General features: G+C 65.2%; 22 protein-coding genes and 1 tRNA gene. 13 read left to right on the forward strand and 10 right to left on the reverse strand.

Translation table 11 applies throughout. The features are described 5' to 3' along the window. The first annotated feature begins 80 nt into the window (after window positions 1–80). From cgtA to ACNKW1_RS04145, 3 genes are all read left to right on the forward strand, one after another. Window positions 81–1,292: an Obg family GTPase CgtA gene (gene cgtA, locus ACNKW1_RS04135; protein ID WP_418363310.1), complete on the forward strand. Its 1,212-nt coding sequence runs from the start codon at window positions 81–83 to the stop codon at window positions 1,290–1,292. 50 nt (window positions 1,293–1,342) lie between these two features. Next, window positions 1,343–2,452, forward strand: coding sequence for a glutamate 5-kinase (proB, locus tag ACNKW1_RS04140; RefSeq protein WP_418363311.1), 1,110 nt, complete (start codon window positions 1,343–1,345; stop codon window positions 2,450–2,452). A gap of 261 nt (window positions 2,453–2,713) precedes the next feature. Continuing rightward, the gene (locus tag ACNKW1_RS04145) at window positions 2,714–3,637 is read left to right on the forward strand and encodes a THxN family PEP-CTERM protein (RefSeq protein WP_418363312.1); all 924 of its coding nucleotides are present in this window, start codon (window positions 2,714–2,716) and stop codon (window positions 3,635–3,637) included. 88 nt (window positions 3,638–3,725) lie between these two features. Here ACNKW1_RS04145 and ACNKW1_RS04150 read toward each other — a convergent pair whose 3' ends face one another. Beyond that, window positions 3,726–4,589 carry a ThiF family adenylyltransferase gene (locus tag ACNKW1_RS04150; RefSeq protein WP_418363313.1) on the reverse strand — a complete coding sequence of 288 codons (864 nt, stop codon included), beginning with the start codon at window positions 4,587–4,589 and terminating at the stop codon, window positions 3,726–3,728. Between the two features lie 263 nt (window positions 4,590–4,852). Between ACNKW1_RS04150 and ACNKW1_RS04155 the strand changes: the two genes are divergently transcribed. From ACNKW1_RS04155 to ACNKW1_RS04170, 4 genes are all read left to right on the forward strand, one after another. Further along, the gene (locus tag ACNKW1_RS04155) at window positions 4,853–5,800 is read left to right on the forward strand and encodes a PEP-CTERM sorting domain-containing protein (RefSeq protein WP_418363314.1); all 948 of its coding nucleotides are present in this window, start codon (window positions 4,853–4,855) and stop codon (window positions 5,798–5,800) included. 131 nt (window positions 5,801–5,931) lie between these two features. Then, complete coding sequence (locus tag ACNKW1_RS04160; RefSeq protein WP_418363315.1) at window positions 5,932–7,161, forward strand: ABC transporter permease; 1,230 nt, start codon at window positions 5,932–5,934, stop codon at window positions 7,159–7,161. An 11-nt stretch (window positions 7,162–7,172) separates the two neighbouring features. After that, window positions 7,173–8,393 carry an ABC transporter permease gene (locus ACNKW1_RS04165; RefSeq protein WP_418363316.1) on the forward strand — a complete coding sequence of 407 codons (1,221 nt, stop codon included), beginning with the start codon at window positions 7,173–7,175 and terminating at the stop codon, window positions 8,391–8,393. A gap of 39 nt (window positions 8,394–8,432) precedes the next feature. Continuing rightward, entirely contained in the window at window positions 8,433–9,188 is a 756-nt protein-coding gene (locus tag ACNKW1_RS04170) for a PEP-CTERM/exosortase system-associated acyltransferase (RefSeq protein ID WP_418363317.1), read from the forward strand. A 63-nt stretch (window positions 9,189–9,251) separates the two neighbouring features. Here the strand turns inward: ACNKW1_RS04170 and ACNKW1_RS04175 are convergent, their stop codons facing one another. The 3 genes from ACNKW1_RS04175 to ACNKW1_RS04185 all read right to left on the reverse strand — a co-directional run bounded on the left by ACNKW1_RS04175 (window position 9,252) and on the right by ACNKW1_RS04185 (window position 13,558). Further along, window positions 9,252–10,094 (reverse strand): hypothetical protein, encoded by an 843-nt coding sequence (locus tag ACNKW1_RS04175; protein WP_418363318.1) that lies wholly within the window; start codon window positions 10,092–10,094, stop codon window positions 9,252–9,254. A 278-nt stretch (window positions 10,095–10,372) separates the two neighbouring features. Next, window positions 10,373–12,265 carry a propionate--CoA ligase gene (locus ACNKW1_RS04180; RefSeq protein WP_418363319.1) on the reverse strand — a complete coding sequence of 631 codons (1,893 nt, stop codon included), beginning with the start codon at window positions 12,263–12,265 and terminating at the stop codon, window positions 10,373–10,375. A gap of 96 nt (window positions 12,266–12,361) precedes the next feature. Further along, a complete protein-coding gene (locus tag ACNKW1_RS04185) occupies window positions 12,362–13,558 on the reverse strand; it encodes a diguanylate cyclase domain-containing protein (RefSeq protein ID WP_418363320.1) in 1,197 nt (398 codons plus the stop codon). Window positions 13,559–13,849: 291 nt separating this feature from the next. Here ACNKW1_RS04185 and ACNKW1_RS04190 point away from each other — a divergent pair, with 291 nt between their 5' ends. Beyond that, window positions 13,850–14,713, forward strand: coding sequence for an HDOD domain-containing protein (locus ACNKW1_RS04190; protein ID WP_418363321.1), 864 nt, complete (start codon window positions 13,850–13,852; stop codon window positions 14,711–14,713). 12 nt (window positions 14,714–14,725) lie between these two features. Here ACNKW1_RS04190 and ACNKW1_RS04195 read toward each other — a convergent pair whose 3' ends face one another. Both ACNKW1_RS04195 and ACNKW1_RS04200 read right to left on the reverse strand, forming a co-directional pair. Then, window positions 14,726–14,851, reverse strand: a complete 126-nt coding sequence (locus ACNKW1_RS04195) for a hypothetical protein (RefSeq protein ID WP_418363322.1) — start codon at window positions 14,849–14,851, stop codon at window positions 14,726–14,728. Continuing rightward, window positions 14,851–16,059 (reverse strand): MFS transporter, encoded by a 1,209-nt coding sequence (locus tag ACNKW1_RS04200; protein ID WP_418363323.1) that lies wholly within the window; start codon window positions 16,057–16,059, stop codon window positions 14,851–14,853. Before ACNKW1_RS04200 ends, ACNKW1_RS04195 begins: the two co-directional genes overlap by 1 nt. A gap of 112 nt (window positions 16,060–16,171) precedes the next feature. Here ACNKW1_RS04200 and ACNKW1_RS04205 point away from each other — a divergent pair, with 112 nt between their 5' ends. Both ACNKW1_RS04205 and ACNKW1_RS04210 read left to right on the forward strand, forming a co-directional pair. After that, window positions 16,172–16,747, forward strand: coding sequence for a LemA family protein (locus tag ACNKW1_RS04205; RefSeq protein WP_418363324.1), 576 nt, complete (start codon window positions 16,172–16,174; stop codon window positions 16,745–16,747). Between the two features lie 43 nt (window positions 16,748–16,790). Then, on the forward strand, window positions 16,791–17,693 hold the full coding sequence (locus ACNKW1_RS04210; RefSeq protein ID WP_418363325.1) for a hypothetical protein: 903 nt from the start codon (window positions 16,791–16,793) through the stop codon (window positions 17,691–17,693). 161 nt (window positions 17,694–17,854) lie between these two features. Here ACNKW1_RS04210 and ACNKW1_RS04215 read toward each other — a convergent pair whose 3' ends face one another. Next, the gene (locus tag ACNKW1_RS04215; protein WP_418363326.1) at window positions 17,855–19,789 is read right to left on the reverse strand and encodes an ATP-binding cassette domain-containing protein; all 1,935 of its coding nucleotides are present in this window, start codon (window positions 19,787–19,789) and stop codon (window positions 17,855–17,857) included. A 183-nt stretch (window positions 19,790–19,972) separates the two neighbouring features. On the opposite strand from ACNKW1_RS04215, the gene ACNKW1_RS04220 reads away from it, so the two are divergent. From ACNKW1_RS04220 to ACNKW1_RS04230, 3 genes are all read left to right on the forward strand, one after another. After that, entirely contained in the window at window positions 19,973–22,000 is a 2,028-nt protein-coding gene (locus ACNKW1_RS04220) for a site-specific recombinase (protein WP_418363327.1), read from the forward strand. Window positions 22,001–22,133: 133 nt separating this feature from the next. Next, window positions 22,134–22,208, forward strand: a tRNA-Arg gene (locus ACNKW1_RS04225). A 49-nt stretch (window positions 22,209–22,257) separates the two neighbouring features. After that, window positions 22,258–22,917, forward strand: coding sequence for an HAD family hydrolase (locus tag ACNKW1_RS04230; protein WP_418363328.1), 660 nt, complete (start codon window positions 22,258–22,260; stop codon window positions 22,915–22,917). Between the two features lie 24 nt (window positions 22,918–22,941). Here ACNKW1_RS04230 and ACNKW1_RS04235 read toward each other — a convergent pair whose 3' ends face one another. From ACNKW1_RS04235 to ACNKW1_RS04245, 3 genes are read right to left on the reverse strand one after another with little or no spacing between them, the layout of a single operon-like run. Next, entirely contained in the window at window positions 22,942–23,751 is an 810-nt protein-coding gene (locus tag ACNKW1_RS04235; RefSeq protein ID WP_418363329.1) for a S1 family peptidase, read from the reverse strand. Further along, the gene (locus tag ACNKW1_RS04240) at window positions 23,748–24,698 is read right to left on the reverse strand and encodes a lytic transglycosylase domain-containing protein (protein ID WP_418363330.1); all 951 of its coding nucleotides are present in this window, start codon (window positions 24,696–24,698) and stop codon (window positions 23,748–23,750) included. Before ACNKW1_RS04240 ends, ACNKW1_RS04235 begins: the two co-directional genes overlap by 4 nt. A gap of 58 nt (window positions 24,699–24,756) precedes the next feature. Continuing rightward, on the reverse strand, window positions 24,757–26,037 hold the full coding sequence (locus ACNKW1_RS04245) for a nucleotide sugar dehydrogenase (RefSeq protein ID WP_418363331.1): 1,281 nt from the start codon (window positions 26,035–26,037) through the stop codon (window positions 24,757–24,759). Window positions 26,038–26,056 lie beyond the last annotated feature (19 nt).

Genomic DNA, 26,056 nt, shown 5'->3' on the forward strand with positions numbered 1-26,056 from the left:
GAAAGCCCTATCCTTGCGGTAGGGCTTTTTTGTTTCCGGCGCGCGCTTTGCGGTGCGCGCCACGAAGAGGTTGATCAGGCATGAAGTTTTTTGACGAAGCCCGCATCGAAGTCTACGCCGGAGACGGCGGCAACGGCGCGGCCACCTTCCGCCGCGAGAAGTTCATCCCCAAGGGCGGCCCCAGCGGTGGCGACGGCGGGCGTGGCGGCAGCGTGTACGCCGTGGCCGACCGCAACCTCAACACTCTGATCGACTACCGCTACACGCGCAGCTTCCGCGCCGAGCGTGGCGAGAACGGCGGCAGCCGCGACTGCTACGGCAAGGGCGGCGACGACATCACGCTGCGCTTCCCGGTCGGCACCGTGATCAAGGACCTCGAGACCGACGAACTGATCGCCGACCTCGACGAAGACGGCAAGACGGTGCTGATCGCACGTGGCGGCCGTGGCGGGCTGGGCAACATCCACTTCAAGTCCAGCACCAACCGCGCCCCGCGCAAGAAGACCATGGGCCAGGAAGGCGAGTACCGCAACCTGCACCTGGAGCTCAAGGTACTGGCCGACGTCGGTCTGCTCGGCATGCCCAACGCAGGAAAGTCGACCTTCATCCGCAGCGTGTCCGCAGCCAAGCCCAAGGTCGCCGACTACCCCTTCACCACGCTTGCACCCAACCTTGGCGTGGTGCGCACCACCGAGGCGCGCAGCTTCGTGATCGCCGACATCCCCGGCCTCATCGAGGGCGCAGCCGAGGGTGCCGGCCTGGGCCACCAGTTCCTGCGCCACCTGCAGCGCACCCACGTGCTGCTGCACCTCGTCGACCTCGCCCCCTTCGACCCGGAGGCCGATCCGGTCGCCGACGCCAAGGCCATCGCGGAAGAGCTGCGCAAGTACGACGACGAGCTCTACGCCAAGCCCCGCTGGCTGGTGCTGAACAAGCTCGACCTGATCCCCGAGGAGGAGCGCGCCGAACGCATCCAGGCCTTCCTCGACGCCTATGGTCCCGTCGAGCGCCACTTCGAGATCTCCGCCATGAAGGGCGAAGGGACACAGACGCTGATCTTTGCGGTCCAGGACTTTCTCGACGCCGAACGTGCCCGCATCGAGGCCGAGCGCGCCGAACGCCAGGCCACCGAAGCCGCCCGCCTCGCCGCGCTGGAGGCCGCGCGCCTCGCTGCCGATGCAGCTTATGAGGAAGAGGCATACGCGGAGGACGGCGAAGGCGAGGGCGGAGGCAGCGACGCCCCCCGCGACGACGAAGACACCCTGCCGGAACACCCGCCGCGCAAGGACTGACTCCCTCCCGACTCAACCCCTCCACCTTTGCCCCCAGGCCCATTGCAAAGATGAGAACCAAGATCCGCAACGCCCGCCGCCTCGTCGTCAAGGTCGGCTCCGCCCTCGTCACCAACAATGGTGCCGGCCTCGACAAGGACGCGCTCGACGCCTGGGCGCGCCAGATCGCCGCGCTGCGCGCCGAAGGCCGCGAAGTGGCGCTGGTGTCCTCGGGCGCGATCGCCGCCGGCATGCAGCGTCTGGGCTGGGCCAAGCGTCCGCATGAGATGAACAAGCTGCAGGCTGCCGCCGCCGTCGGCCAGATGGGCCTGGTCGAAGCCTACGAGAAGGCCTTCACCTGCCACAGCCTGCAGACCGCGCAGATTCTCCTCACCCACGAGGACCTCGCCGACCGCACCCGCTACCTCAACGCCCGCAGCACCCTCACCACCCTGCTGCAGCTCGGCGTGGTGCCGATCATCAACGAGAACGACACCGTAGTCACCGACGAGATCAAGTTCGGTGACAACGACACCCTCGGCGCCCTGGTCGCCAACCTGATCGAAGCGGATGCATTGATCATCCTCACCGACCAGCAAGGCCTGTACACTGCCGACCCACGCCGCGACCCCGCCGCCACGCTCATCCACGAAGGCCGCGCCGAAGACCGCCAGTACGAGGCCATGGCCGGTGGCGCCGGCACCGGCATCAGCCGCGGCGGCATGATCACCAAGATCCGCGCCGCCCAGCGCGCCGCCCGCAGCGGCGCGCACACCTGCATCGCCAGCGGCCGCGAGAGTGACCCGCTGCTGCGCCTGGCCGCGGGCGAGGCGCTGGGCACCCTGCTCTACGCCAGCAGCACGCCACTACAGGCGCGCAAGCAGTGGATCGCGGACCACCTGCAGCTGGCAGGTGACCTCGTCATCGATGATGGCGCCGTCGCCGCGCTCAAGGGCGGCAAGAGCCTGCTCCCGGTCGGCGTCATCGAGGTGCGCGGCGACTTCAAGCGCGGCGCGGCGGTCGCCTGCCGGACCCTCACCGGCGAGGAGGTGGCACGCGGACTGGTGAACTACTCGGCTTCGGAATGCCGCCGTATCGCACGCAAGCCCACCGCCGAGATCGAAAAGCTCCTCGGCTACATCGACGAGCCCGAGCTGATCCACCGCGACAACATGGTGTGAGCCACGCCCTCTTGCCCCGCTCGGAGTGTCGGAATTTTTGACACTCACCCGATTTCGACGCCGAAAATCAGAAACACATACGTCATCAGAGCAATGACCCTCTTGCTTATTGCATCTTTTTTCCCATTCATTTCATAGACTTACGCTTTATATCCAGAAAAGAAAAAAGAAATCGAGCGAGCACAAGAAGACCCTGGCACGCGAAATGCTTTGTCCTTCGCAAGGATTGCACAGGCATCCGTTCCGCGAAGGAGAAGGAAAATGAAAGCGAACACAATCACCAAACGCACGATGAAGCCGGTGGCCATCGCTCTGGTCGCCGCCTTGGGCGCCTTCGCCGGCAGCGCGAGCGCCGCGATGGTGACGCAGTGGTCCTACTCGACCAATGCGGTCTTCGTGGCGGGCTCTGCGACCTGGGATAGCGGTGGCGGCACGACCACCGAACTTGCATCGGAGCTCTCCTGGGGCACGACGGGTGGCAGTTTCACCGGCGGAACGCGCAGCGCGCTGACCATCGGCGACTTCAGCGAGAGCCCGGAAACCCTCACCGGCGGCGGCCCGGCCACCGGCTTGGTCACCACCGACGAAGATGGAACACTTGCGGGCAGCGAAATCGCGAAGGGCATTTCGATCTCGCACTGGAACAATCCACTGAGTTCAACCCTCGCCACCCTCACCGGTGCAACGATCCTGGACACACTCAGCCTGACGCCGGTTCTGCCGAGCGGCGGCCCGACCGAGCCAGGTCCGGATCTGCAGTTCGTGTTCAAGTTCAGCGAAACACCGAACGCAGGCGGTGTTGGCGGGCTCTGCGCCGACGGCACTTCGGCAGCAGCGTACCCGGGTGGCTGTCCCGACCTCTTCGGTTATCAGAACCTGAGCATCGTGAACCAGTTCTTCAACTACGATGGCTTCACGTATTTCGTCAGCGTGCTGTCACTGAACTCGGATGGATCGGTTGACAGCATCGGCATCGGCAACCTGACGAACGGTGAGTGCTCGGCACTCGGCCTGTCCAATGGCTGCTTCGGCTTCCGCACCGCCGAGGGTGGTCGCACCACCGAGCGCTTCGGTTTCGCGATCAGCGCCCGCCCGCTGCCGGTGCCCGAGCCTGGCACGCTTGCACTGCTTGGTATGGGTCTGCTGGGCGTTGGCGCCAGCCTGCGTCGTCGCAAGGCCTCCTGAGGCGCAACCGGGTCGTTCAGACCCGGCGCGCGAGCCAAAAAACGGGCCCAAAATAAGCCGCTCTCCGGAGCGGCTTATTCGTTGCGCCTCACTTCATGTGCAGGCGCGGTCGGATGAAGGCCAGCAGCAGCTTCTGCAGCGGATTGCGATTGCCGAGTGGACGCCAGGTGAAGCGCAGCTTCTGCCGGTAGGCATCGAAGTGCATGCCCCAGGGCGCCGGCCGCAGCGGTCCACGCTTCAACAACACCTTGAGCACCGCCGTCCCCATCACCCCCGCGCATAGATCGCAGGCCATCGCCGTGGACGGCCCGCGCTGCTCGCCAAAGTTCACCGCTTCCGGCGCCGCCAGATAGGTCCGCTGCAGCATCGCCGGCGAGAGCCCCGCCATCAGGCGCGCAAACTGTTCCTGCCGGCTCTGCCCCTCGAGGCAGAAATACTCCTCGAAGCTCATCCCGCCCGGCTTGAAGTACAGCAGCGCCACGCCCATGCCCAGCGGCGCCGCCGTCAGCGCCGGAATGCCCCGCTCCGCACAAGCGCGAAAGAGCATGCGCCGCGCATCCATGGCGAAGAAGTCGATCCCGTCCACATAGACATCCACCCCATTGAGAAAGGCGTCCACGTTGTCCTGGGTGACGCCCGCGGGAAAGGTCCGGATGTCCGCCTCGGGGTTGATGTCCGCCGCCATGCGCGCCAGCACCTCGACCTTGGGCTGATCGAGCGTGGACATGAACGCGCCCGCCTGGCGGTTGAAGTTGTGCACCTCGAAACGATCGAAGTCCGAGATATGAAAGGCGCCGATCCCTAGCCGCGCAAGCGTCAGCAGATGCGCGCCCCCGACCCCGCCCAGGCCAGCGATGGCGATACGAGCGCCGCCGAGCGCAAGCTGCTCAGCAGCCGAGACCCAGCCGATGTTTCGCGAGAAGGCAGAGACGGAACTGAAGCCAGCATTCATTGCAGCACCCGAATGTTGAGTTTCTCGGACGCATTATGCGCATTTGCGCCCGCAGATGCTGAAGTCGCTACGCGCTGAGAGTGTCGGTTTTTTTTACACACCCCCGATCCCACACGATCTTCGCAGAACGAGAAGAACCGAGACGCACACAAATACTCCTTATTTTTCGCGGACTTACGAACCCCTCCCGGGTATGAAATGCCTACTGGCACAGAGTGTGCTTTTACCTTCTCACCATCACCTGGACTCGTTGGAGAGGACAAATGAAAAAGTCACTTCTTGGCGCAGCAGTCGCCCTCGCATTCTCTGCATCTGCCTACGCGGGCCCGTTCTATATCGACTCCGGTTTTGACTTCGGCGGGAATGGTTCGACTCGGACCAGCGAGCTTGCCGAATTGGGCTATTCGGGCACCTTGGCCACTTCGATCTACCTTGGCGATCCGAACACTTCCGGTGTAAATGTATCCGTCATCGACACGAACATTGCATCGATCATGAACAGCTACGGGTTCAACACCGTCGCTGGATCGAATGGTTTCGGTTACGCGGCTCCGGGACAGAGCAACGTCGACACGCTGAACCAGGTCACGGGGACCACCCTGGACACCAACGGGTTCCGCGGCGATCCCAGTGACTGGGGGGTTGGTGGCCGTTTTGGTATCGTCTATGACTACTACCTGCTCGGCGCCGGCAACGTTGTCGACGGTGCTCTGTTCGGCGGCGGCTACTTCGACATCTTCTTCACGGAGGATCCGACTGCAACCGCCAGAACCCAGATCGCCCGACTGAACGTTCTCGGGACGCAGCCTGTTGTCGGCAACCAGTTCAAATACACGATCTTTGGCAACGTCAGCTTTGACTGGACTGAAGACGGTGTGGATGACACAACGTCGGCGTTCCAGCGCAATTTCTTTGTTGATGCAGACAGCAACAAGACCTTCTACGAGCTCTGGCTGGACAACATCGCAGCACCGCTGAACCTCGCCGTGCAGTGGGAACTCGATACCAATATCAATGCTGATGGCACCGCCCCGGCGGATAACCTTGGCGGCGTGCAGGCGGTGGGTTACGGTGACGGTCGAACCTCCTACATGCGGCAGACCACGCTGGACGGCAGCATCGTCTTCAACGTACCCGAGCCCATGTCGCTCGCGCTTATTGGCGCCGGCCTGCTTGGCATCGGCGTGACGCGACGCTTCAAAGCGGCCTGAACGCTGCAGCATACGGGTCCAGAACTGCAGCCTACGGGCTGCAGTTTTTTTTGTCTTCGTCAAATAGAGGATGCATACTGCTGACGCGAGCCGATCTACGCCGCATCGCCTTCGGACGGGGCCTTGAGCTTGTGACCCAACAGCACACATTACGTACTGCCTGGCGCAACATCACCCGCCAGATCCACCGCAGCCGCGCCGCCCTTACGGCAATTGCCTTCGGCGTAGTCGCCATGGTGCTGGCAGCGGGGTTCATCGACTGGAACCTGCGCTTCGGACGCGACAACACGATCGAGTCCCAGCTCGGGCATCTGCAGCTGATGAAGCCCGGCTTTCTGGAGAACGGCCGCGCCGATCCCTACGCCTATCTGCTGCCGCCGCAGGGCGAGGCCGAGCATGCTGCACTGCAGGCGGTGAAGGGCTACCGGTTCACTGCGCCGCGCCTGCTGCTCGCGGGGCTGGCGAGTTCGGGTGAAGTCACGCTGTCCTTCATCGGCGAGGGGGTCGATCCGCAGGCGGAAGCAGGCATGCAATCGGGGCTGCGCTTTCCGCAGGGGCGCAACCTGGCGCCGGGCGAACCGAACACTGCAGTCGTGGGGCGTGGATTGGCGCAGAACCTGGGACTGGAGATCGGCGCTTCGCTGGTGCTGATCGCCAACACCGAGAGCGGTGGCATCAGCGCCGTGGAGGCACAGGTGGTGGGCATCTTCGAGTCCATCTCGCAGGCCTACGACGATGCGGCGCTGCGTGTGCCGATCGGGCTGGCGCGGGAGCTGATGCGCACCGAGGGCGAACACCTCCGGCTGGTGTATCTGGACGATGTCGGCTCCGTACCGGCCGCGCTCGACCAGCTCTCGCGCAGCCTGCCCGCGACCGAGGTGCAGATCGTGCCCTGGACCGAGCTGGCCGACTTCTACAACAAGACCGCGGCGCTGTTCGCCAAGCAGGTCGGCGTGATCTACGTGATCATTGCCGTGATCATCGTGCTGTCGATCTCGAACACCATGACCATGATGGTCATGGAACGTGTGGGCGAAATCGGCACCCTGATGGCGCTCGGCATCCGGCGCAGCGGCATCCGCACCCAGTTTCTGCTCGAGGGGCTGATTCTGGGGCTGGTCGGCATCTCCATCGGCCTGGTGGTCGGCGTGCTGCTGGCAACACTCGTGAGCGCAGTGGGGATACCCATGCCTCCGGGGCCAGGCATGAGCTGGGGCTACGATGCGGGCATCCTGCTTTCGGCCCGCTCGCTGCTGACCGCGGCCGGCATCGCGCTGGTGACGACACTGGCAGCGAGCCTGTACCCGTCGTGGCGAGCCTCGCGGCTCGAGATCGTGGACGCCCTGCGCGCCCGCCAGTGAGGAGCCACGCCATGCACAATCTTTCCCGGCTGGCACTGCGCAACCTGCTGCGCAACCGCGTGCGCACCCTGATCACGCTGGCCGCGATCATGTTCGGCGTGTGCGGGCTGATCCTGTCCGGCGGTTTCGTGCGTGACATCTTCGTGCAGTTGGGCGAGGCGCTGATCCACTCCCAGAGCGGACACGTGCAGATCGGCCAGGAGGCGGTCTTCACCCACGGCTCCCGCACCCCGGAGCAATACCTGATCGAGGAGCACGCAGCCCTGCGCAAACAGGTCGGTGCGCTGCCGCAGGTCAAGGACGTCATGGGCCGGATCGCCTTTTCGGGCTTGCTCAACAATGGCCGGACCGACTACCCGATCCTGGCCGAGGGCGTTGAGCCCGGCCGCGAGAACGCGCTCGGCACCCATCTCCACCTGGTCGCGGGGCGCACGCTGCGAGACGATGACCGCTTCGGCGCGATGATCGGCGAAGGCGTGGCGAGCGCGCTGCGGCTCGCGCCCGGCGATCAGGCCACGCTGCTGGTGAGCACCATCGATGGCGCAATGAACACGCTGGATATCGAGGTGGTCGGGGTGTTCCAGACCTTCTCGAAGGACTTCGATGCGCGCGCGGTGCGCATCGCCTTGCCGGACGCACAGGATCTGCTCGCCACCACGGGTGTCAGCCGGCTCGTGCTCGCGCTGCACGACACCGCAAGCACACAAACGGTGGTCGACACCCTGCGCCCGCTGTTGGCCGCGCAGGGGCTTTCCGTGCGCGACTGGATGGCGCTCAACGACTTCTATGGCAAGACGGTGGAGTTGTATCGCCAGCAGTTCGGCTTCCTGAAGGGGATGGTCCTGCTGATGGTGTGCCTGAGCGTGATCAACACGGTCAACATGAGCCTGGTGGAGCGTTCATGGGAGTTCGGCACCATGCGCGCGCTGGGCAACAGCACGCGCACCGTGGCCTCGCTGATCATCGGCGAGTCCGCAGCGCTGGGCTTCGTCGGTGCGACCGGGGGCACGCTGCTGGGGGTGGGGCTGGCGGTGCTGATTTCGGGCGTGGGCATCCCGATGCCACCACCGCCGAACGCAGACCTGGGCTACGATGCATTCATACGGATCGTACCCTCGGTGGTGGCCGAATCCTGGCTGATCGGCCTCTTCGCCACGGTCGTCGCGGCGCTCTACCCGGCATGGCGGCTGTCCAGGCTCAGCATCATCGGCGCGCTCAGGACGCGCGAATGACGGGTGGTTCGCCACCCCTTCCAGGTCACGGAGACTATGTTGTCATTTCTCGAAAATCTGAACCTCGGACACGGCTTCCGCAAGTACTTCCGCATTGACGCCGCGCTCGGCGAAAGCCTGCACGATGAGGTGTACCGCATCCGGCACGAGGTCTACTGCGAAGACCTCGGCTTCGAGCCGGTCCGGGACGACAGGCGCGAGACCGACGCATTCGACGTGCACAGCCTGCACTGCCTGCTGCGCACGGTGGGCGAGCCGTTCCGGCCAGTGGGCTGCGCGCGGGTGGTGATGACCAACCCGGACGACCGCGACAGCCTCCTGCCCTTCGAGCGAGTGTGCGCGGAGGTGCTTGATCGCAGCATCATCGATCCTTCCAGACTTCCGCGCGAACGCATCGCCGAAGTCTCCAGGCTCGCGGTGCGCAGAGCCTACCGGCGACGCAAGGGTGAAGAGCGGCAGGAGATCAACGACGTCAGCGACGAGGACTTCGGCACCGCACAGCAACCGCGCTTCCCGTACATTCCGGTCAGCCTGTACATGGGCAGCATCGCCATCGCCGCCCGCCAGGGCGTGGACACCCTGTTCGTTCTCACCGAACCCCGCCTCGCCGCCCACTTCGCCCGGCTCGGCGTGCGCATCACCCGCATCGGCGGGCCGATTGAGCACCGCGGCACGCGCGTACCCTCGATGATCGACGTGCAGGACGTGATCGCCAACATGCGCACGCTGATGAAGCCGCTGTGGCGGGAAGTGCACGCTGAGGTCGAAAAAAGCTTTGAGGCAACGCCCGACTGAGCGCTGCCTCAAAGCATTCAACCTGGGGCGCGCATTCCTCGCGCGCCCCGCTGCAGTGCTACCTCAGGCGCGATAGCGACCCACACCCAGCAGCAGCAGGCCCGCACCCAGCAAGGCCAGCGTCCCCGGGGTCGGGACGTCGTTCTGCACAAGCGGGTCGCGCACCCAGAGCGAGATGTGGGAGAAGTCTTGCGGCTTGCCCTTCTTGTTCAGGAAGTCCTGCGTGTTCCAGGTACCGGTGAAGGAGTACGGGGTCTCGAAGTCGAAGTCTCCCCCTGCTGCAAGGAACTGCGGTGCCAGGATGTTGAAGTCGAAATCGTAGATCGCGTAGCGGTTGCTGGCCTTGATCACCAATGCCAGATGGTCGAAGGCATTGCGACCCAGTTCCTTCTGCACGATGTCGATGATGTTCAGCTCGGTTTCGAGCGACCAGGTGCCGGACGTACAGGCATCCCCACCACTGCCCGTGCACAGCAAGGTGAAATCGAGAATGGTCGAGATGTCCAGCGGTTTGTCGTAAGCGGAAAACCCCCTGCCCTGCTGAACATCACCGAGGAAGATCCAGCCTGGGTCGGTCGCGGTGCCATCGCCATCCAGGTCGAGCAGTTGGTCTTGGGTGATGAACTGAAGCGGGCTGATCAAACCGCGCTCTCCATTCAGCAGGCCATCATTCAGCTGACCAATGTTCGGATCCGGCGCGCTCAGCCCCCCTTGGTGGTCGTTGCCCGCGATGACGCCAAAACAGCTGGTCGCATCAATCGGGGCGCCAAGGGATTCGGTCGGATAGATGATCTCTTGCCCATCGAGAGGGCTCCTCTCGATGGTGTTGATCGTCACCCGGTCATCCTTGCACGTATCCGGGTTCGTTATGTACGGCGCCGCAACGGCACTGCTCGCGAGGAACATCAGACCCGCAGAAAGCGGAAGGGCAAGGGAGAAACGGCGAATGGCTTTCATGTTGACCACATGGATTGCAGAGGTTTTTATTCTTCCGGTCTCACATAGAGCAATATTCGCGCCACAAGTGAGAAAAATGCATTTCGTACCGAATGTTACACACTTCCCCGCGTCCCTCATCCGGGGTTTATGTAAAAAACGCCGACACTTTCGGCCCGCAGCCACCTGAAACAGGAAGGCCCGCTTGCGCGGGCCTTTTCGTGCTCGAGTGATGCCGGTATGCGGCCTCAGCCCTTGAGCGCTTCCCGGATCTGCTCGAGCGTGCTCGGATCGTCGATCGTCGTCAGATCGCCGGCGTCGCGACCTTCGGCCAGGGCCTGGATGGAGCGGCGCAGCATCTTGCCGGAGCGCGTCTTGGGCAGTCCACCGATGAAGTGCACGCGGGCCGGGCGTGCAATCGCCCCCAGGCTCTCGTCCACCTTCTTCATGACCTCCTTCTCCAGCACGGCGCGCTTATCGGCCGTGTCGACCGTGCTGGCATCCTTCACCACGGCAAAGGCCATGGGCATCTGCCCCTTGAGCTCGTCCGCCACGCCCACCACCGCCACCTCGGCAATCGCCGGGTGGGTCTGCACCGCCTCCTCGATCTCGCGCGTGCCGAGACGGTGGCCAGCGACGTTGATGACGTCGTCCATACGACCGAGGATGGTGTGGTAGCCCTTGTCATCCTTGATGCCCCAGTCGGACGAGGAATACACCACCGGATCGGTGAACAGGCTGAAGTAAGTGCTGACGAAGCGCTCGTCCTGGCCCCACACGGTGGACAGGCAGCCCGGCGGCAGCGGCGGCACGATGCCGACAATGCCCTTCTCGTTGGCGCCGCACTCGCTGCCGTCCTCACGGAAGATGCGCAGGTCGTAGCCATAGACCGGGAAGGCGGGCGAACCAAGCTTGATCGGGCTGTCCTCGACACCGCGGCAGATGGCGAGCATCGGCCAGCCGGTCTCGGTCTGCCAGTAGTTGTCGATGACCGGGATGCCCAGCTCGTCCATGATCCACTTGTGGCTCGTCTCGTCGAGCGGCTCGCCAGCCAGGAACAGGTGCTTGAGCGAGGACAGGTCGTACTTCTTGAGGAAGGCCGGGTCCTGCTTCTTCAGTACGCGCACCGCGGTGGGTGCGGAGAACATCACGCTGACCTTGTACTTTTCGACGATCTGCCACCAGATGCCGGCGTCGGGGCGCAACGGCGTGCCTTCGTACATGATCGTGGCCATGCCGGCGACCAGCGGGCCGTAGATGATGTAGCTGTGGCCGACCACCCAGCCGATGTCCGAGGTCGAGAACATGGTCTCGCCTGCGCCGCCGGTGAAGATGTGCTTCATGGACGCGGCCAGGGCCACGGTGTAGCCGCCGGTGTCGCGCTGGACGCCCTTGGGCTTGCCGGTGGTGCCGGAGGTGTAGAGGATGTAGCTCGGCTCGGAGGATTCGACCCACGTCACCGGCACCTGGGCGTCCATGTGCTTGGCGCGCAGCTCGGCATAGTCGACGTCGCGGCCCTCAACACGCGGAAAGCCCTTGTCCAGGCCGCGGTCAACGATCAGCACCTTGGCGGGCGGAAACTCGGCCAGCTTGCAGGCCTCGTCCACCAGGTGCTTGTAGGGGACCGGCTTGCCGTTACGCATGCCGGCGTCCGAACTGACCATGAGCACCGGCTTGGCGTCGTCGATGCGGGTGGCGAGCGAGCCGGCCGCGAAGCCGCCGAACACCACCGAGTGGATCGCGCCGATGCGGGCACAGGCGAGCATCGCAAACGCCGCCTCGGCGATCATCGGCATGTAGATCAGCACGCGGTCGCCGCGCTTGACGCCGAGTTCCTGGTAGATCGCCGCCATGCGCTCGACTTCGCGCTGCAGCTCGGCGAAGGAATAGACCTTCTCCTCGTTGGTCTCGGTCGAGATGTACACCAGCGCACGGTCGTTCGGGCGCGCGGCGGCGTGGCGGTCGACCGCGTTGTAACACAGGTTGGTTTCGCCGCCCCTGAACCACTTGACGAACGGCGGCTTGGAGAAGTCGCAGATCTGCTCTGCGGGCTTGTTCCAATGCACGAGTTGGGCCTGCTCGGCCCAGAATCCGTCACGGTCTTCGATAGAACGGCGGTGAAACTGCTGGTAGTTGCTCATTGATTCCTCTCCCTTCAATGTTTCTGGAACGCAATTGACGTGAGACCCGCGGTGCCGCGCCGGGATAGCGCTGCAATGCAGGCCGACACACCTTTGTCAGACGACGGTGCGCGTAAACCCACCCTCATCCTTGCCGGATCCGCTCTTGTCATGGAACTCGCCGAGTCGGGCGAGCGGTATGCCGGCATGAAGCCTTGATTCTAGCAATTCGAGCAGCGGCATCAGGGCACCGACGATCTGCGGCAATTGCGCCGCGACCTCTTCGCGCTCACCTGCGCGCAACTGCCGTAAAACGTGGTCGATGCTGGGCGCACGCCCGAGCATGCGCTCAACCTCGTCCGGGTCGACCTCTCCGTCCCGGCCCACCACCCGGTTGCCGCCATGAGCGCGGGCCTGGGCTGCACGTTCGAGCGCCAGCGCCAGCAGTTCGCTGACCACCTCGCGCCCATCGCTCATCGCGTTGGCCACTCCGATGCTCAGGGTGACGCGGATACGTTCCTCGCGGTACACCATGACGAGCCGTTCCACGCTGCTTCGCACACGCAGGGCAAAGGCGCAGCTCGATATCCGGTCGATACCGGGCGACAGCAATACGAACTCGGAGGCGGAATGCTGGGAAAGCGTATCTTCCGTACGGATGCGCCCGGCGAGCATCTTGCCGAGCTTGCGCAGCACGAGTTGCGCCACTTGCTCACCATAGCGCTGCTCGAGCGCATCGAACTGATCGACTCGCACCACCATGGCGCTGATGTCGCCCCCCTGACGCCGGGCTTCGGCCACCCCCTGCACCGCACGCTGCTTGAGATACGCCGGGCTCGCCAACCCGGTTTCCGTATCCACTACGGCAGCCGCGCCCTGATCTGCATGCGCCGCGCGGTTACGCTCAAGCTCGCTTTGCGCCTTGGCAAGGCGAACGAGCGACGAGAGCGTGGCGATGAGTTCGACGCTGCCCGTACCCTTGGCGATGAATCCATTGGCACCCAGCGTCAGCGCACGCTCGCGGGCGGATTCGTCCTCGTCGCCCGAGATGATGACGACCGGCAGGTCGCGCACACGCGACACCCTGGAAGCGCGGATGCGCTCGAGCAGGCCATAGCCGTCCAGCCTGGGCATGCCGATATCGGTCAGTACGAGTTCGATGTCGGGGTCTACGAGCAGCGTCTGCCACCCCGCCTCGCCATCGGCTTCTTCACGCACCTCGAAGCGGCCACGAATGTGCTTGACGATGGTCGCACGAACCATGCGCGAATCGTCCACGACGAGGATGCGGGGCAGCTTGCCGTCTTCGTTCATCTCCCCCTCCATGCCCGTGTTCGCCTCAGGCTCCGCGACCCGGTACACAGCCGCCCTGGCCAGCAAGCGCGCGCCTGGTGCCCTCATCGATCTGGAAGGCCTTGAAGGGGCTCATCCGGTAGTCTCCTCGTCCTGTATCCGTCAGCGCATGCGCCGCGTCATGCATAATTATAGCCACAACTCGCGGCCGCCCCGCCGCATCGTGAATTCAGCACGTGACGCGCTCAAGAAGAGCGTTCAGACTGCCGTAATCTGACCCGTACACACCCCATGCCGCACCACGAGGCCCGTATGCCTTTGCTGCATTCTCCCCTTTCGTCGGTCTCCGCGTATGTGGACGCGTTCTCTGCGACCTCGCTGCCGGTGCTCCGCCATACAGTACGTGCGCTCGAGACATTGAGAGACAGCGGCGAATCGATCAATGCCCGCAAACTCTCGGGCATCGTGCTGACCGACCCCTTGATGACGCTGCGACTGCTCTCGTACCTCGAACGTCATCGCCGAGCGTCGCAGAACCACGACATCACGACCATCGAACGTGCAGTAATGATGATGGGCGTGGAGCCCTTCTTCAAGGCCTTCGACGAACTGCCCACGGTCGAGGACGCGCTCGCCGCGCACCCCAGAGCACTCGTGGGCGTGCTTCGGGTCATCGGAAGGGCGCGCAGGGCGGCCGAGTACGCGCGCGACTTTGCCGTGCTGCGCCGCGACCTCGACGTGCAGGAGATCACCGTCGCGGCACTGCTGCACGACACCACCGAGATCGTCACCTGGATTCACGCGCCCACGATGAGCCTGGAGGTCCTGCGCCGCCAGCAGGCACAGCCCGGGTTGCGATCGGCCGAGGCCCAGCGCGCCGTGTTCGGCGTCACCGCTGCCGAACTGCAGCTCGCGCTGGTTCGCGCCTGGCACATGCCGCAGTTGCTGGTGGCCCTGCTGGACGACCGCGAGCAGCAGAACCCGCGCGTACGCACGATCCGGCTGGCGGCCGACTTCACGCGCCACCTCGCCCATGGCTGGGATGATCCAGCACTGCCTGATGACCTCGCCGCACTCGAGGATCTGCTTCATCTGGGACGCGAAACCCTCCTCACCCGCCTCGGCGCGCCCGAAGAGGCGCTCGAGCGCCTGCTCGCGCCACCCGCTGGCGGCTGAGCCCGCGCGGGGTCAGCCGCACATCAGGAGCAGGCTGCCGAAATCCAGCAGCAGTGCGGGATGCTGATAGGCGGCGAAAATCACCCCCAGCACCAGCGCAGCAAGCGCAATCAGCACGATCCGCAGCCACGCGTGCATCAGCGTGCCGCCGTTCGCAGCAGCGGCGCTTCACGCACCGGCAGCGACAGCGCGGCCGCCATCACCGACAGCGCAATCGACAGCCACCAGGCCATCAGATAGGAGCCGCTCAGGTCGAAGATCCGCCCGCCCAGCCAGGCGCCGAGAAAGCCGCCGATCTGATGGCCGAGGAAGACGATGCCGTACAGCATGCCCATGTAGCGCAGACCGAAGATATGCCCGACCAGGCCGCTGGTCAGCGGCACCGTGCCCAGCCACAGCAACCCCATCACCGCCGCGAACAGATAGAGCGTGAGCTGCGAGAGCGGAAACAGCAGCAGCGCAAGGATCGCCACGATACGCAGCGCATAGATGCCCGCGAGCAGCCCCTTCTTGCTGTAACAGCCGCCCAGCCAGCCCGACAGGAAGGAGCCGAAGATGTTGAACAGACCGATCAGCGCCACCGCAGTCATGCCGATGTTGGCCGACATGCCGCTATCGACCACGAATGCGGGCAGGTGCAGCATGATGAAGGCGGTCTGGAAGCCGCACACGAAGAAGCTCCAGAACAGGTAATGAAAGCTGGGCGTGCGCATCGCCTCGCCGAGCGCCTGGCGCAGCGACTGCTCCACACCGCCGCCACGCTCGCTGGTGCCGGTCACGGCCGCGGCAAGCGGAATGATCAGCGCAATGCCGAGTGCGAGCCACAGCAGGGCATCCTGCCAGCCGACCATGCTGATCAGCCCCTGCCCCACCGGCAGCACCGCGAACTGGCCGAAGCTGCCTCCGGCGGAAGCAAGGCCGAGGGCCATGCTGCGTTTCTCCGGCGCCGCCATGCGACCGACCACGCCCAGCACCACGCTGAAGGTGGTGCCCGACAGGCCCATGCCAACCAGCAAGCCCGCGCCCACGTTGAGTCCGAGCGCGGTGTCGGCATGGGCCATCACCACCAGCCCGAGGATATAGAGCAGCGCACCGCCGACCAATGTGCGGCCCGCACCGTGGCGGTCGGCGAAGGCCCCGGCGAAGGGTTGGAACAGGCCCCACAGCAGGTTCTGCAGCGCAATCGAGAAGGAGAACAGCTCGCGCGACCAGCCTTGGTCGAGCGTCATCGGCTGCAGGAACAGTCCGCCCGTGTGGCGCACCCCCATGGCCAGCGTAAGGATCAGCGCGCCGCAGACGAGCACCACGGCGGGCCTGCGCAGAAATGAGGAGGAATCGGGGGTCAAGGCTGCAGTTTTCCGTTATCTGGCACCCTTTATTGAGTGCGACTGTGGCATGCGTAACGCTTGTGGCAAGGACGGGAGTATATGATGCAGCCCGAACGAACAGGAGTCCCATATGAGCATCGGCACTGCAGTCTTTCTCGGCCTCATCGTCCTTGCCCTGGTGTACGGCATCGTGGTCTACAACGGCCTGGTGCAGCTCAAGCACAACCTCTCCAAGGCCTGGGCCAACATCGACGTGCTGCTCAAGCAGCGCCACGACGAACTGCCAAAACTGGTCGAGGTTTGCCGCCAGTACAAGCAGTTCGAGCAGGAAACACTGGCACGGGTAACCGAAGCACGCGCACGTGTGGCGAAGGCGCGCGAGGCGCACGACGTACCCGCGCTGGGTGCCGCCGAGAACCTGCTGCGTGCCGGACTCGGGCAGATCTTCGCGGTGGCCGAGGCCTACCCCGAGCTCAAGGCCAACGAGCATTTCATGCAGTTGCAGACACGCATCACCGCACTGGAGAACGGGATCGCTGACCGGCGTGAGTGGTACAACGAGTCGGTGAATCTGCACAATGTCCGCATCGAGCAATTCCCGGATCTGATCATCGCCCGCCTGTTCGCCTACAGCGAGCAGCCGCTGCTGCAGTTCAGCACCGAGGAAAAGGCCGACGTCGACCTGAAGGCCCTGTTCCGCGCCTGACCTGGCGGCACCCTCTGCCTATCGCCACACGTCGGCCTGAGCCATGCTCGTGCATCTGCGCCATGTGCGCACCGACCTCGCGCTGCCCGCAATCCAGCTCGCGGCCGTCGCCCTCGCCTTGCGCTTCAGCGAAGGGGCAGGCACGGCGGTTGCGATCGCACTGCTGCTGGGCACCGGCCTGCTCGGCTGGGTGCGCGCCCTGCGCCATGCGCGCCTGATCGCCGACACACCGACCGCACGCATTGCGTCTGCCGCCCAGGGCTACACCGAACTGCAGGGCCGTGGTCAGCCGCTGGACGGCATGCCGCTGCTCTCCCCGGTGAACGGCCTGCCGCTGCTGTGGTACCGGCTGGTCACCGAGCGCCGACAGTCGGACGGCAAATGGCGTGTGACCGGCACGGAAACCAGCGACGCGTCCTTTTTGCTCGACGACGGTAGCGGCCAGTGCGTGGTGGACCCGGACGGCGCCGAGATGCTGGTGCGCCGCTGCGACGTTTTCCGCAACGGCGACCTGCGCTACCGCCAGTGGTCCCTGATCCGCCACGACCGCATCTATGTGCTGGGCGACTTCGCCACCCTGGGCAGCGCCGATGTCGCGACCGATAGCGCCGCGCAGGTCAGGGAATTGCTCGCACAGTGGAAGCTGAACCACCCCGAGTTGCTGGCCCGCTTCGACCTCGATGGCAATGGCGAGATCGACATCCGCGAATGGGAGCTGGCCCGCGCGCAGGCCAGGCGCGAGGTGCGACGGATGCAGACGGAGGCCCTGGCCGCACCCGATCTGCACGTGGTGCGTCGCCCGGACGGGCGCCGCCTGTTCCTGATTTCCGACCGCGACCCGGAAGAGATCGGCCGCAACTACCGCTGGCTGGCCGCATACCACGCCGCGGTGTTCGTCGGTGCGGCAGGTGCCGGGGCCTGGTTCGTGCAGATTGGCGTGATCTGAAGTCCATCATCTTGCCGCGAACGTTCACCCGCGACACCCCGTGGGCGCGCGCTCGCGAACGCCGCAGGTTGAACGGCTGCATGCGCGCGCACGTCCGCCTCTGGACAGACGCCATCCCGCGAGGGGGGCCTCCCGCAGCGTGCCGATCCCGTGCGGCTGCGTCAGCCCTCGGCGCGCGATTCAAGCGCTTCCCAACGCAGCATCGCGGCCTCGATCTCAGCCTCGAGCGCCTCGAGCCGGGCCTTGATCTGCGCGACTTCGTGCGGAGCGCCCTGGTACAGCGCCGGGTCGGCCATGCGTGCATGGAGCGCGGTCTGCTCGTCCTCGAGCGCGGCGATGCGGTCTGGCAGCGCCTCCAGTTCACGCTTGTCGTTGAAGGAGAGCTTGGCCGGCCGGCTTGCGCTACGCGTGTCGGTCACGCGCGACCTATCGACCGCCGGCGCACTACGCTTCGCGGATTCGCGCGCTGCCGCCTCACGGCCGGCTGCATCTTCGGCGCGGCGCGCCTGCACACGCTGCCAGTCCTCGTAGCCGCCCGCGTACTCGCCCCAGCGCCCGTCGCCTTCGGCGGCGATCACCTGCGTCACAACGTTGTCGAGGAAGGCTCTGTCGTGGCTGACGAGGAAGAGCGTACCGTCGTATCCGGCGAGCAGCTCTTCGAGCAGATCCAGGGTTTCGATGTCGAGGTCGTTGGTCGGCTCGTCGAGTACCAGCACGTTGGCCGGGCGTGCGAACAGGCGCGCCAGCAGCAAGCGGTTGCGCTCGCCACCGGACAGCGACTTGACGGGCGAACGCGCGCGCTGCGGCGCAAACAGGAAGTCGCCCAGATAGCCTATGACGTGCTTCTTCTCGCCCCCGATCTCGACGTAGTCCGAGCCCGGGCTGATGACCTCGGTGAGCGGCAGCTCGGGGTCGAGTTGGGCGCGCAGCTGGTCAAAATACGCCACCGTCTGCCGGGTACCGCGGCGGACCGTGCCCTCGTCGGGCTCGATTTCGCCCAGGATCAGCTTCAACAGCGTGGTCTTGCCGGCGCCGTTCGGACCGATGAAGCCAATGCGATCGCCGCGCAGGATACGGGTTGAAAAGTCGCGCACCACCACCTTGTCGCCGTAGCGCTTGGTGACATGGGTGAGCTCGGCCACCATCTGACCACTCTTGTCGCCGGTGTCGACCGTGAGGCTGACGTCGCCGAGGCGGTCGCGGCGAGCAGCGCGCGCACGGCGCAGGGACTCGAGCCTGCGCACGCGCCCCTCGTTGCGGGTGCGGCGAGCCTCGACCCCCTTGCGAATCCAGACCTCTTCCTGCGCGAGGAACTTGTCGAAGCGGGCAGCCGCTTTCTCCTCGGCCTCCAACTCCTCGGCCTTGCGGCGCTGGTATTCGGAGAAGCGCCCTGCGTAGCTCGCCAGATGGCCGCGGTCGAGCTCGATGATGCGGGTGGCAACGTGGTCGAGAAAGACGCGGTCGTGGGTGATGACGATGACCGCGCCGCGAAAGTCGCGGATCAGCTCTTCGAGCCACAGGATGCCGTCGAGGTCGAGATGGTTGGTCGGCTCGTCGAGCAGCAGCAGATCCGGCTCGGCGACCAGGGCGCGCGCCAGGGCTACACGCTTGACGCCGCCGCCCGAGAGGCTGGAAACCAATGCCGTCGGATCGAGTCCCAGACGCGCCACGACCTGTTCGACGCGCTGGTTCAGGCGCCATGCCTCGGCCGACTCGACCGCATGCTGCAGGGCATCGAGCCGGGCCATCGCCTCAGCCGTGGCGTGTTCGGCCACCGCGAGCATCGCTGCGTGGTAGTCAACCAGTAGCTGCGCCGCTGCACCCAGGCCGTCGGCGATGGTCGCGAACACGTCGCGTTCCAACTGGAAGTCCGGCTCCTGCGGGACATAGGCGGTGACCATTTCAGCCTGCCGCCAGACTGTGCCATCATCCAGCGCCGCCTGCCCGGCAAGCGCACGCAGCAGGCTGGATTTGCCCGAGCCGTTGCGCCCGATGAGCGCAACGCGCTCGCCGAGATCGAGCTGGAAGCTCACGTGATCGAGCAGATCGACGTGACCGAAGGCAAGGCAGGCATTCTCGACCGAAAGCAGGGGCATCGTGGGTTGTGCAGCGACGGCTACAGGGTGATGGGAAAGGCTGAATTCTAGCCCCCGCCAAGGCGCTGGTGCGGAATGCCGCATAATGCATCGCCGAAAGGGCCGGGCGCAGAGCGCGGGTACCGACCGGGACCCCCTACCCGCCCAGCGCTCCGGGCCGGCAGAATCGACACGAAAGGGATCATGGAACGACTTCTCGAACGTTTTGGTCGCTCCGACCAGGATCAGGCTGCCCTGTGGGCATCGCTGATCAACAAGCTGCGTCCGCCGCAAGCCGCACAGGCTGACAAGGCTGCGGAGAACCTGCGCGCGTTGAGCCACCTGCTCGCGCGCCGCTCCGACCTGCTCGCCAACCTGCGCGGCGCACTGCTGCGCCTGTTCGATGAGCACAAGCAGGTCACGATGTACGTCTCCTCGGGCCTGCTGCCTTCGACGGGCTTCTTCTCCGAGACCTTCCGCCGCGTGGGCGGGCGGCTGCTGCCCGAGATCATTGACACAAGCTATTTGAAGGACTTCATCTCTGCGGCCTTCCACCGCGTCGACGACGAGATCTGGGTGAACGCCATCCCGGACGAGGACTGGCAGGCCTTGCTGCATCTGCTGGTAGGCCACCAGACACCGATGTTCGAGGAGGATGCCAGCCCGCTGCCCAACGCGGTGGAGGAGATTCTCGAGTCGCTGCGCGTGCTGTCCTTCCACGTCTCGGCAATCGGACTGGACCGCGAGCTGGTGCGCATCGACCCCAATCTTGAGGAGCATGAGTCACCCTTCCTCGCGCAGAACGCGGAGTTGCTCTCATACATCGAACACTACAAGAAGTGGTGGACCACCCCCGGGGCGCTGATCGCCGACGACAAGCACCTCACCGTGATGCTGCACCAGTGCGACGAGATCCTGCAGCGCGTGCGCAAACGTGCGATGCGCATCGGCACCAGCCTCACCCTCACTTTCAAGCTGGAACGTCTGCGCCAGCATCTTGAGCGCATCCACGACCTGATCGAGCTGCTCGGCGAGCTTCGCACGCGGCGGGTGGTCGAGGATGCTGCACCACGCATCGTTCGCCTGTTCAAGACCCTGGTTCGCGCCGAATGCCGCAAGAACGTGCTCTCGGACTACTGGGGGCAGAACGTGGAGCTGTTGTCCCTGCGCATGACGGAGAGCGCGAGCCGGACCGGCGAGCACTACATCACCTCAACCCGGCGCGAGTATTTCGGCCTGCTCGCCTCCGCTGCGCTCGGCGGGCTGATCATCGCCTTCATGGCGGCCAACAAGATCGTACTCGGTGGTCAGGGCATGGCGCCGCTCAACGAACTGCTGTCGTTCTGCCTGAACTACGGCCTGGGTTTCATGCTCATCCACATGCTCGGCGGCACGGTGGCGACCAAGCAGCCGGCGATGACCGCCAATGCGATCGCCGCCTCGATCGGTGAGGCGAAGGGCAAGACGCGCGACCTGGAGGCGCTCGCCGACCTCATCGTGCGTACCATCCGCAGCCAGACCGGCGCCATCCTGGGCAACATCGGCGTGGCGATCCCGGTGGCGATCGGCGTCGGGCTCCTCATCCACCTCGCCACCGGCGACCATTTCGTATCGCCGGACAAGGCCGAGGTGCTGCTGCAGGAGATCGACCCGCGCGGTGGCGCCCTCTTCTACGCAGCGATCGCCGGCGTGTGCCTGTTCATGTCGGGCCTGATCGCCGCCTACTACGACAACCTCTCCGCCTACAACCGCGTCCCGCAACGCCTTCGCCAGCTGCGCAGCCTGCGACGGCTGCTCGGCGAACAACGCCAGGCGCAACTGGCCGAGTACGTCGAGGAGCACATCGGCGCGCTCGCGGGGAATTTCTTCTTCGGCTTCCTGCTCGGCGGCGCCACCGCGCTCGGGGTCCTGTTCGGCCTGCCGATCGATATTCGCCACATCGCCTTTTCGTCGGCCTACCTGGGCTATGCAAGCGCCGCGCTGGACTTCTCCATTCCGCTCGGGACGGTGCTGCTGGCGTTCTCTGGCGTGCTGCTGATCGGTCTCACCAACCTGCTGGTCAGCTTCCTGCTCACGCTGAGCGTGGCAATGCGCGCGCGCCGCATCACCTTCGCCCAGAGCCGTGCGTTGGGCGGCCTGCTGCTGCGCCGCCTCCTGCGTACGCCGCACGCCTTCCTGTTCCCACCCCGCTCGGACGAGCCCGCCGCCGCGTCATCGCAGGACACCCGCTGAGCACTGCCGAACTCGAGCGGAGGCCTGATCAACCAGGCACAGGGAGCCTGGCTGTTGGCAGCCGGGCTCCCGACAACTCCCTACACCGGGCTTGGTCTGAGGCCTCCGAACGGCTAGAATGCCGCCCCTGAGTCTCGCCATAGTTCAATGGATAGAACGGGCGCCTCCTAAGCGCCAGATCCAGGTTCGATTCCTGGTGGCGGGACCACTTGCTCAAGCTTGCGCGACTTTGCGCGGCCGACCTCGGTGACCCGCCCATGCCGCATTACGCCCACGTGCTCTTCGACCTGGACGGCACGCTCGTTGATTCTGCGCCGGCCATCCTCGCAAGCTATCGCGACGCGTTCAGCGCTACGGCGCGCGAACCGGTGACCTCCATCGACGCCTCGATCGTAGGCCCGCCGCTGCTCGAGACGCTGCAGATGCTGGCCGGGACCGAAGACCCGGGCGTGATCGATGCGCTCGCAGGCGCGTTCAAGGCGAGCTACGACAGCACCGGCTACCTTCAAACCGCGGCCTACGCGGGCGTAGGCGAGTTGCTTCAGGCGCTGGTGGCCGGTGGATGCACGCTTGCGATCGCGACCAACAAGCGCCTGCACCCCACGCAGCTGATCCTTGAGCACCTCGGCTGGGCGCGGCATTTTGCGGCGGTGTATGCGCTCGATCTGTTCACCCCCCGCCTGCCGGACAAGGCCACGATGATTGCCCGCCTGCTGGCAGACCGCGGCATCACGCGCGAGCAGGCCGTGTATGTGGGCGACCGCAGCGAGGATGGCGAATCGGCCGACGCCAACGGCCTGCCCTTCATCGCCGCAACCTGGGGGTACGGAAGCCTGGGCAGCCACGAACTGGCCCCGCACTGGCGCGCCGCGACCTCGCCGGCCGAGTTGGCCAAAGCCATCCTCGACGCAAGCTGAACACAAGGCGGACGCGGGTGGGGACTACTGGACGCCCGACAGCAGACGCTGAAGATACTCGACCGGAATCGCGTAGCTGATACCCGAGGGATCTGACAGTACGTTCTCCTTGGTCGATTTGACGAACACCATGTTGAGCACGCCAATCACCACGCCCGTCTCGGGATCGTAGAGCGGGCTGCCGCTATTGCCTGGGTAGGCGGTCGCGTCAAGCTGGTACACGCGGAAGGGATCGTTCGCAAGGCGCCGGATCAGCGCCGGGTTAAGTGCGCGGGAGTTGGCCTGGGGAATGGCGATCGGGGTGATTGCGGCGACGATACCGCGATGCGTGACCGGCGTCATGCCGAGCACGTTGCCAATCGGAAATCCGGTGAATGCAACCTCCTGCCCCTCTTGAACACGCGCGCCTGAAGACAGACGCAGCGCAGGCAGCGGTGCGCCGCCCAGGAGACGGAGTACGGCGAGGTCGCGCTCGCGCTCGGTGGCAACGACGCTGGCCGCCCGCACCCTTCCCTCTTCAGCGTCACCCGCGGTGACGATGACGAGTGTCTCCATCTTGTCGCTTTCGAGGCTTTCCGGGAGCACATGGGCATTGGTCGCAATCAGCAGACCGTTGCCGACGACAAAACCGGTGCCCCGGAACTGGAAAGCAGGACTGCGCGTGCGCTGATACGTCCCCACCGCAACCACGGAGGGTTTGATGCGGGGAACGGTGTCCACCAAGCCCGCGCGAGATGTGATCGGAAATGCCGCCAGCACGGACAGCGCAAACGCAGCGACGAGGGTGCGCCGGCGCGGCGCCGACGGGGCTTCTGCCCGGCGTTCAGGGCTCACGTTTCGTGCTCCTCCTGGCTGGCGAGGCGAAGTTTGCGCAGCATCGGGCTGGGTGCCACCACGCTACCGTCAAAGGGGTGATGGTCGTGCCCGACGTGGCGAAGAATGCGTTCGACATACGCCTGGGTTTCACGGTACGGCGGCACGCCGCGGTAGCGGTCCACCGTGCCCTCGCCCGCGTTGTACCCAGCCGCGGCAAGCGCAATATCCCCCTCGAAGTACGCCAGCAGCCAGCGTAGATAGGCCAAGCCACCGCGGATGTTCTGCTCGGGATCGTAGGGACGCGTGACGTTGAAGCGCTCGGCGGTGGCGGGAATCAGTTGCATCACCCCCATCGCGTTCTTGGGCGACAGGGCTTGCGGGTTGAGCGCTGACTCGGTCAGCCCGACCGCGAGCGCAAATTGCGGCAACACCCCGTAAGCAGGCGCAAGTTCAGCGAGCAGTTGGGCCACCTGCTGGCGCTCCGCAGGCAGACGGGCGATAAGCGCCGCGACCGGCCAGCGTTCCGCGAGGATGGAAGAAGGCGTCTTGAGACAGGCCGGCGATCTCGCAGCCCCTTCCGCGCCGCCGGTGTAGCGCAGCATCCGTGCCGCGTGCTCGTCGCCCCTCTCGGCCGCCATCGAAAACAACGACGCCGCGTGCGCATCGTCGCGCTCGACCCCGCGACCGTTGGCATACATCCAGCCCAGCGCGTACATGGCCTGCACATTGCCCAAACGCGCCGCTTCGCAATACAGCCGCGCTGCATAAGGCTGGTCACGCGGGACACCCTCGCCATGCTCGTAGCCGATCGCTTCGGCGGTGAGATAGGACGCCTGCTCGGCAAGGACACGCGCGACAGCATCCTTGCCTGCAGCGAACACGGGGGCGGCAAGGCCCAGGGCGAACGACAAGCCCACCGCAAGCGCCAGGCGAATGCCTGCGCCAAGACGCCACGGGCGAAGCACGGTTCGAAACGAGGCTTTACGCTTGCTCTTCTCCATGCTTCTTTATGGCATGCCGAGGTCAAAGACGCCAGACCCGCGCGCCCTTTGCCGCAAGAGCGGCCGGATCGTAGCTGGACTTCACGTCGGCGAAAACGCCGCCCGGGGCAAGTTTGGTGAGCAGGCGCTCGAGTGGCATCTCGACATACTCCCGGTGTGCAACCGCAGCCACGATCGCATCGGCCGCCGGCAGTGCGTCCCAGTCACACAGCGACACGCCGTACTCGTGCTCGGCCTCAGCGGACGATGCCACCGCGTCGTGCACGATCACCTCGCAGCCGTAGCTCTGCAATTCGTGAATGACGTCGATCACCTTGCTGTTGCGCAGATCGGGGCAGTTCTCCTTGAAGGTCAGGCCCAGCACCACAACCTTCGCACCCTTGATGCTGGAGCCGGCAACGATCATCTGCTTGACCGTCTGCTCGGCCACGTATTTGCCCATGCCGTCATTGATGCGCCGACCGGCGAGTATGACTTCGGGGTGATAGCCGAGCATGTCGGCCTTGTGCGTGAGGTAGTAGGGATCGACCCCGATGCAGTGCCCACCCACCAGGCCAGGGCGGAAAGGGAGAAAATTCCACTTGGTACCCGCCGCCTTGAGCACCTCGAGCGTGTCGATGCCGATCTTGTGGAAGATCACCGCGAGTTCGTTCATCAGCGCAATGTTGAGGTCGCGCTGAGTGTTCTCGATCACCTTGGCAGCCTCGGCGACCTTGATCGAGCTGGCCGGATACACACCTGCGGTGATCACCGAGCCATAGACCTCCTGCACCCTCGCCAGCGTTGCGGGGGTGTCGCCCGAGACCACCTTGAGAATCTTGGTAACGGTGCGCTCCTTGTCGCCCGGGTTGATGCGCTCGGGCGAATAGCCGACGAAGAAACCCTCCTTCCACTTCATGCCGGACTGTCGCTCGAGGATGGGGATGCAGACCTCCTCGGTAGCGCCCGGATAGACGGTGGATTCGTACACCACGACTGCGCCGTGCTTGAGGTGCTTGCCCACCGTCTCCGAAGACTTCACCAAGGGTGTGAAATCCGGCTGATGCGCGGCATCGACCGGCGTCGGTACGGCCACGACGACGAAGTCGGCCTCGGCGAGCACGGCCGGGTCGGTGTGACAGCTGAGTTGCGTGGCGGCACGCAGATCCTCGGACGCGACCTCGCCGGTCGGGTCGCAGAATTCGCGGTAGGCTGCAACCTTCTCGGCAGACAGGTCGAAGCCGAGGGTGCGGTACTTCTTGCCGAACTCCACGGCGAGCGGGAGTCCGACGTAACCGAGCCCGACGACGGCGATGGTGGTCATGTAGCGTGTTCCTTGTGAG

It is taken from the genome of Thauera sp. WH-2 (assembly GCF_048321015.1).
Lineage (GTDB): Bacteria > Pseudomonadota > Gammaproteobacteria > Burkholderiales > Rhodocyclaceae > Thauera.

Coding starts and splice junctions, on each gene's coding strand:
- ACNKW1_RS04155 (WP_418363314.1), top strand. CDS start 4,853: ATGAAAAAGTCACTTCTTGGCGCAGCAGTCGCCCTCGCATTCTCTGCA.
- ACNKW1_RS04175 (WP_418363318.1), bottom strand. CDS start 10,094: ATGTTCCTCGCGAGCAGTGCCGTTGCGGCGCCGTACATAACGAACCCG.
- cgtA (WP_418363310.1), top strand. CDS start 81: ATGAAGTTTTTTGACGAAGCCCGCATCGAAGTCTACGCCGGAGACGGC.
- proB (WP_418363311.1), top strand. CDS start 1,343: ATGAGAACCAAGATCCGCAACGCCCGCCGCCTCGTCGTCAAGGTCGGC.
- ACNKW1_RS04220 (WP_418363327.1), top strand. CDS start 19,973: ATGGAACGACTTCTCGAACGTTTTGGTCGCTCCGACCAGGATCAGGCT.
- ACNKW1_RS04150 (WP_418363313.1), bottom strand. CDS start 4,589: ATGAATGCTGGCTTCAGTTCCGTCTCTGCCTTCTCGCGAAACATCGGC.
- ACNKW1_RS04245 (WP_418363331.1), bottom strand. CDS start 26,037: ATGACCACCATCGCCGTCGTCGGGCTCGGTTACGTCGGACTCCCGCTC.
- ACNKW1_RS04180 (WP_418363319.1), bottom strand. CDS start 12,265: ATGAGCAACTACCAGCAGTTTCACCGCCGTTCTATCGAAGACCGTGAC.
- ACNKW1_RS04230 (WP_418363328.1), top strand. CDS start 22,258: ATGCCGCATTACGCCCACGTGCTCTTCGACCTGGACGGCACGCTCGTT.
- ACNKW1_RS04190 (WP_418363321.1), top strand. CDS start 13,850: ATGCCTTTGCTGCATTCTCCCCTTTCGTCGGTCTCCGCGTATGTGGAC.
- ACNKW1_RS04215 (WP_418363326.1), bottom strand. CDS start 19,789: ATGCCCCTGCTTTCGGTCGAGAATGCCTGCCTTGCCTTCGGTCACGTC.
- ACNKW1_RS04185 (WP_418363320.1), bottom strand. CDS start 13,558: ATGAACGAAGACGGCAAGCTGCCCCGCATCCTCGTCGTGGACGATTCG.
- ACNKW1_RS04205 (WP_418363324.1), top strand. CDS start 16,172: ATGAGCATCGGCACTGCAGTCTTTCTCGGCCTCATCGTCCTTGCCCTG.
- ACNKW1_RS04165 (WP_418363316.1), top strand. CDS start 7,173: ATGCACAATCTTTCCCGGCTGGCACTGCGCAACCTGCTGCGCAACCGC.
- ACNKW1_RS04195 (WP_418363322.1), bottom strand. CDS start 14,851: ATGCACGCGTGGCTGCGGATCGTGCTGATTGCGCTTGCTGCGCTGGTG.
- ACNKW1_RS04145 (WP_418363312.1), top strand. CDS start 2,714: ATGAAAGCGAACACAATCACCAAACGCACGATGAAGCCGGTGGCCATC.
- ACNKW1_RS04210 (WP_418363325.1), top strand. CDS start 16,791: ATGCTCGTGCATCTGCGCCATGTGCGCACCGACCTCGCGCTGCCCGCA.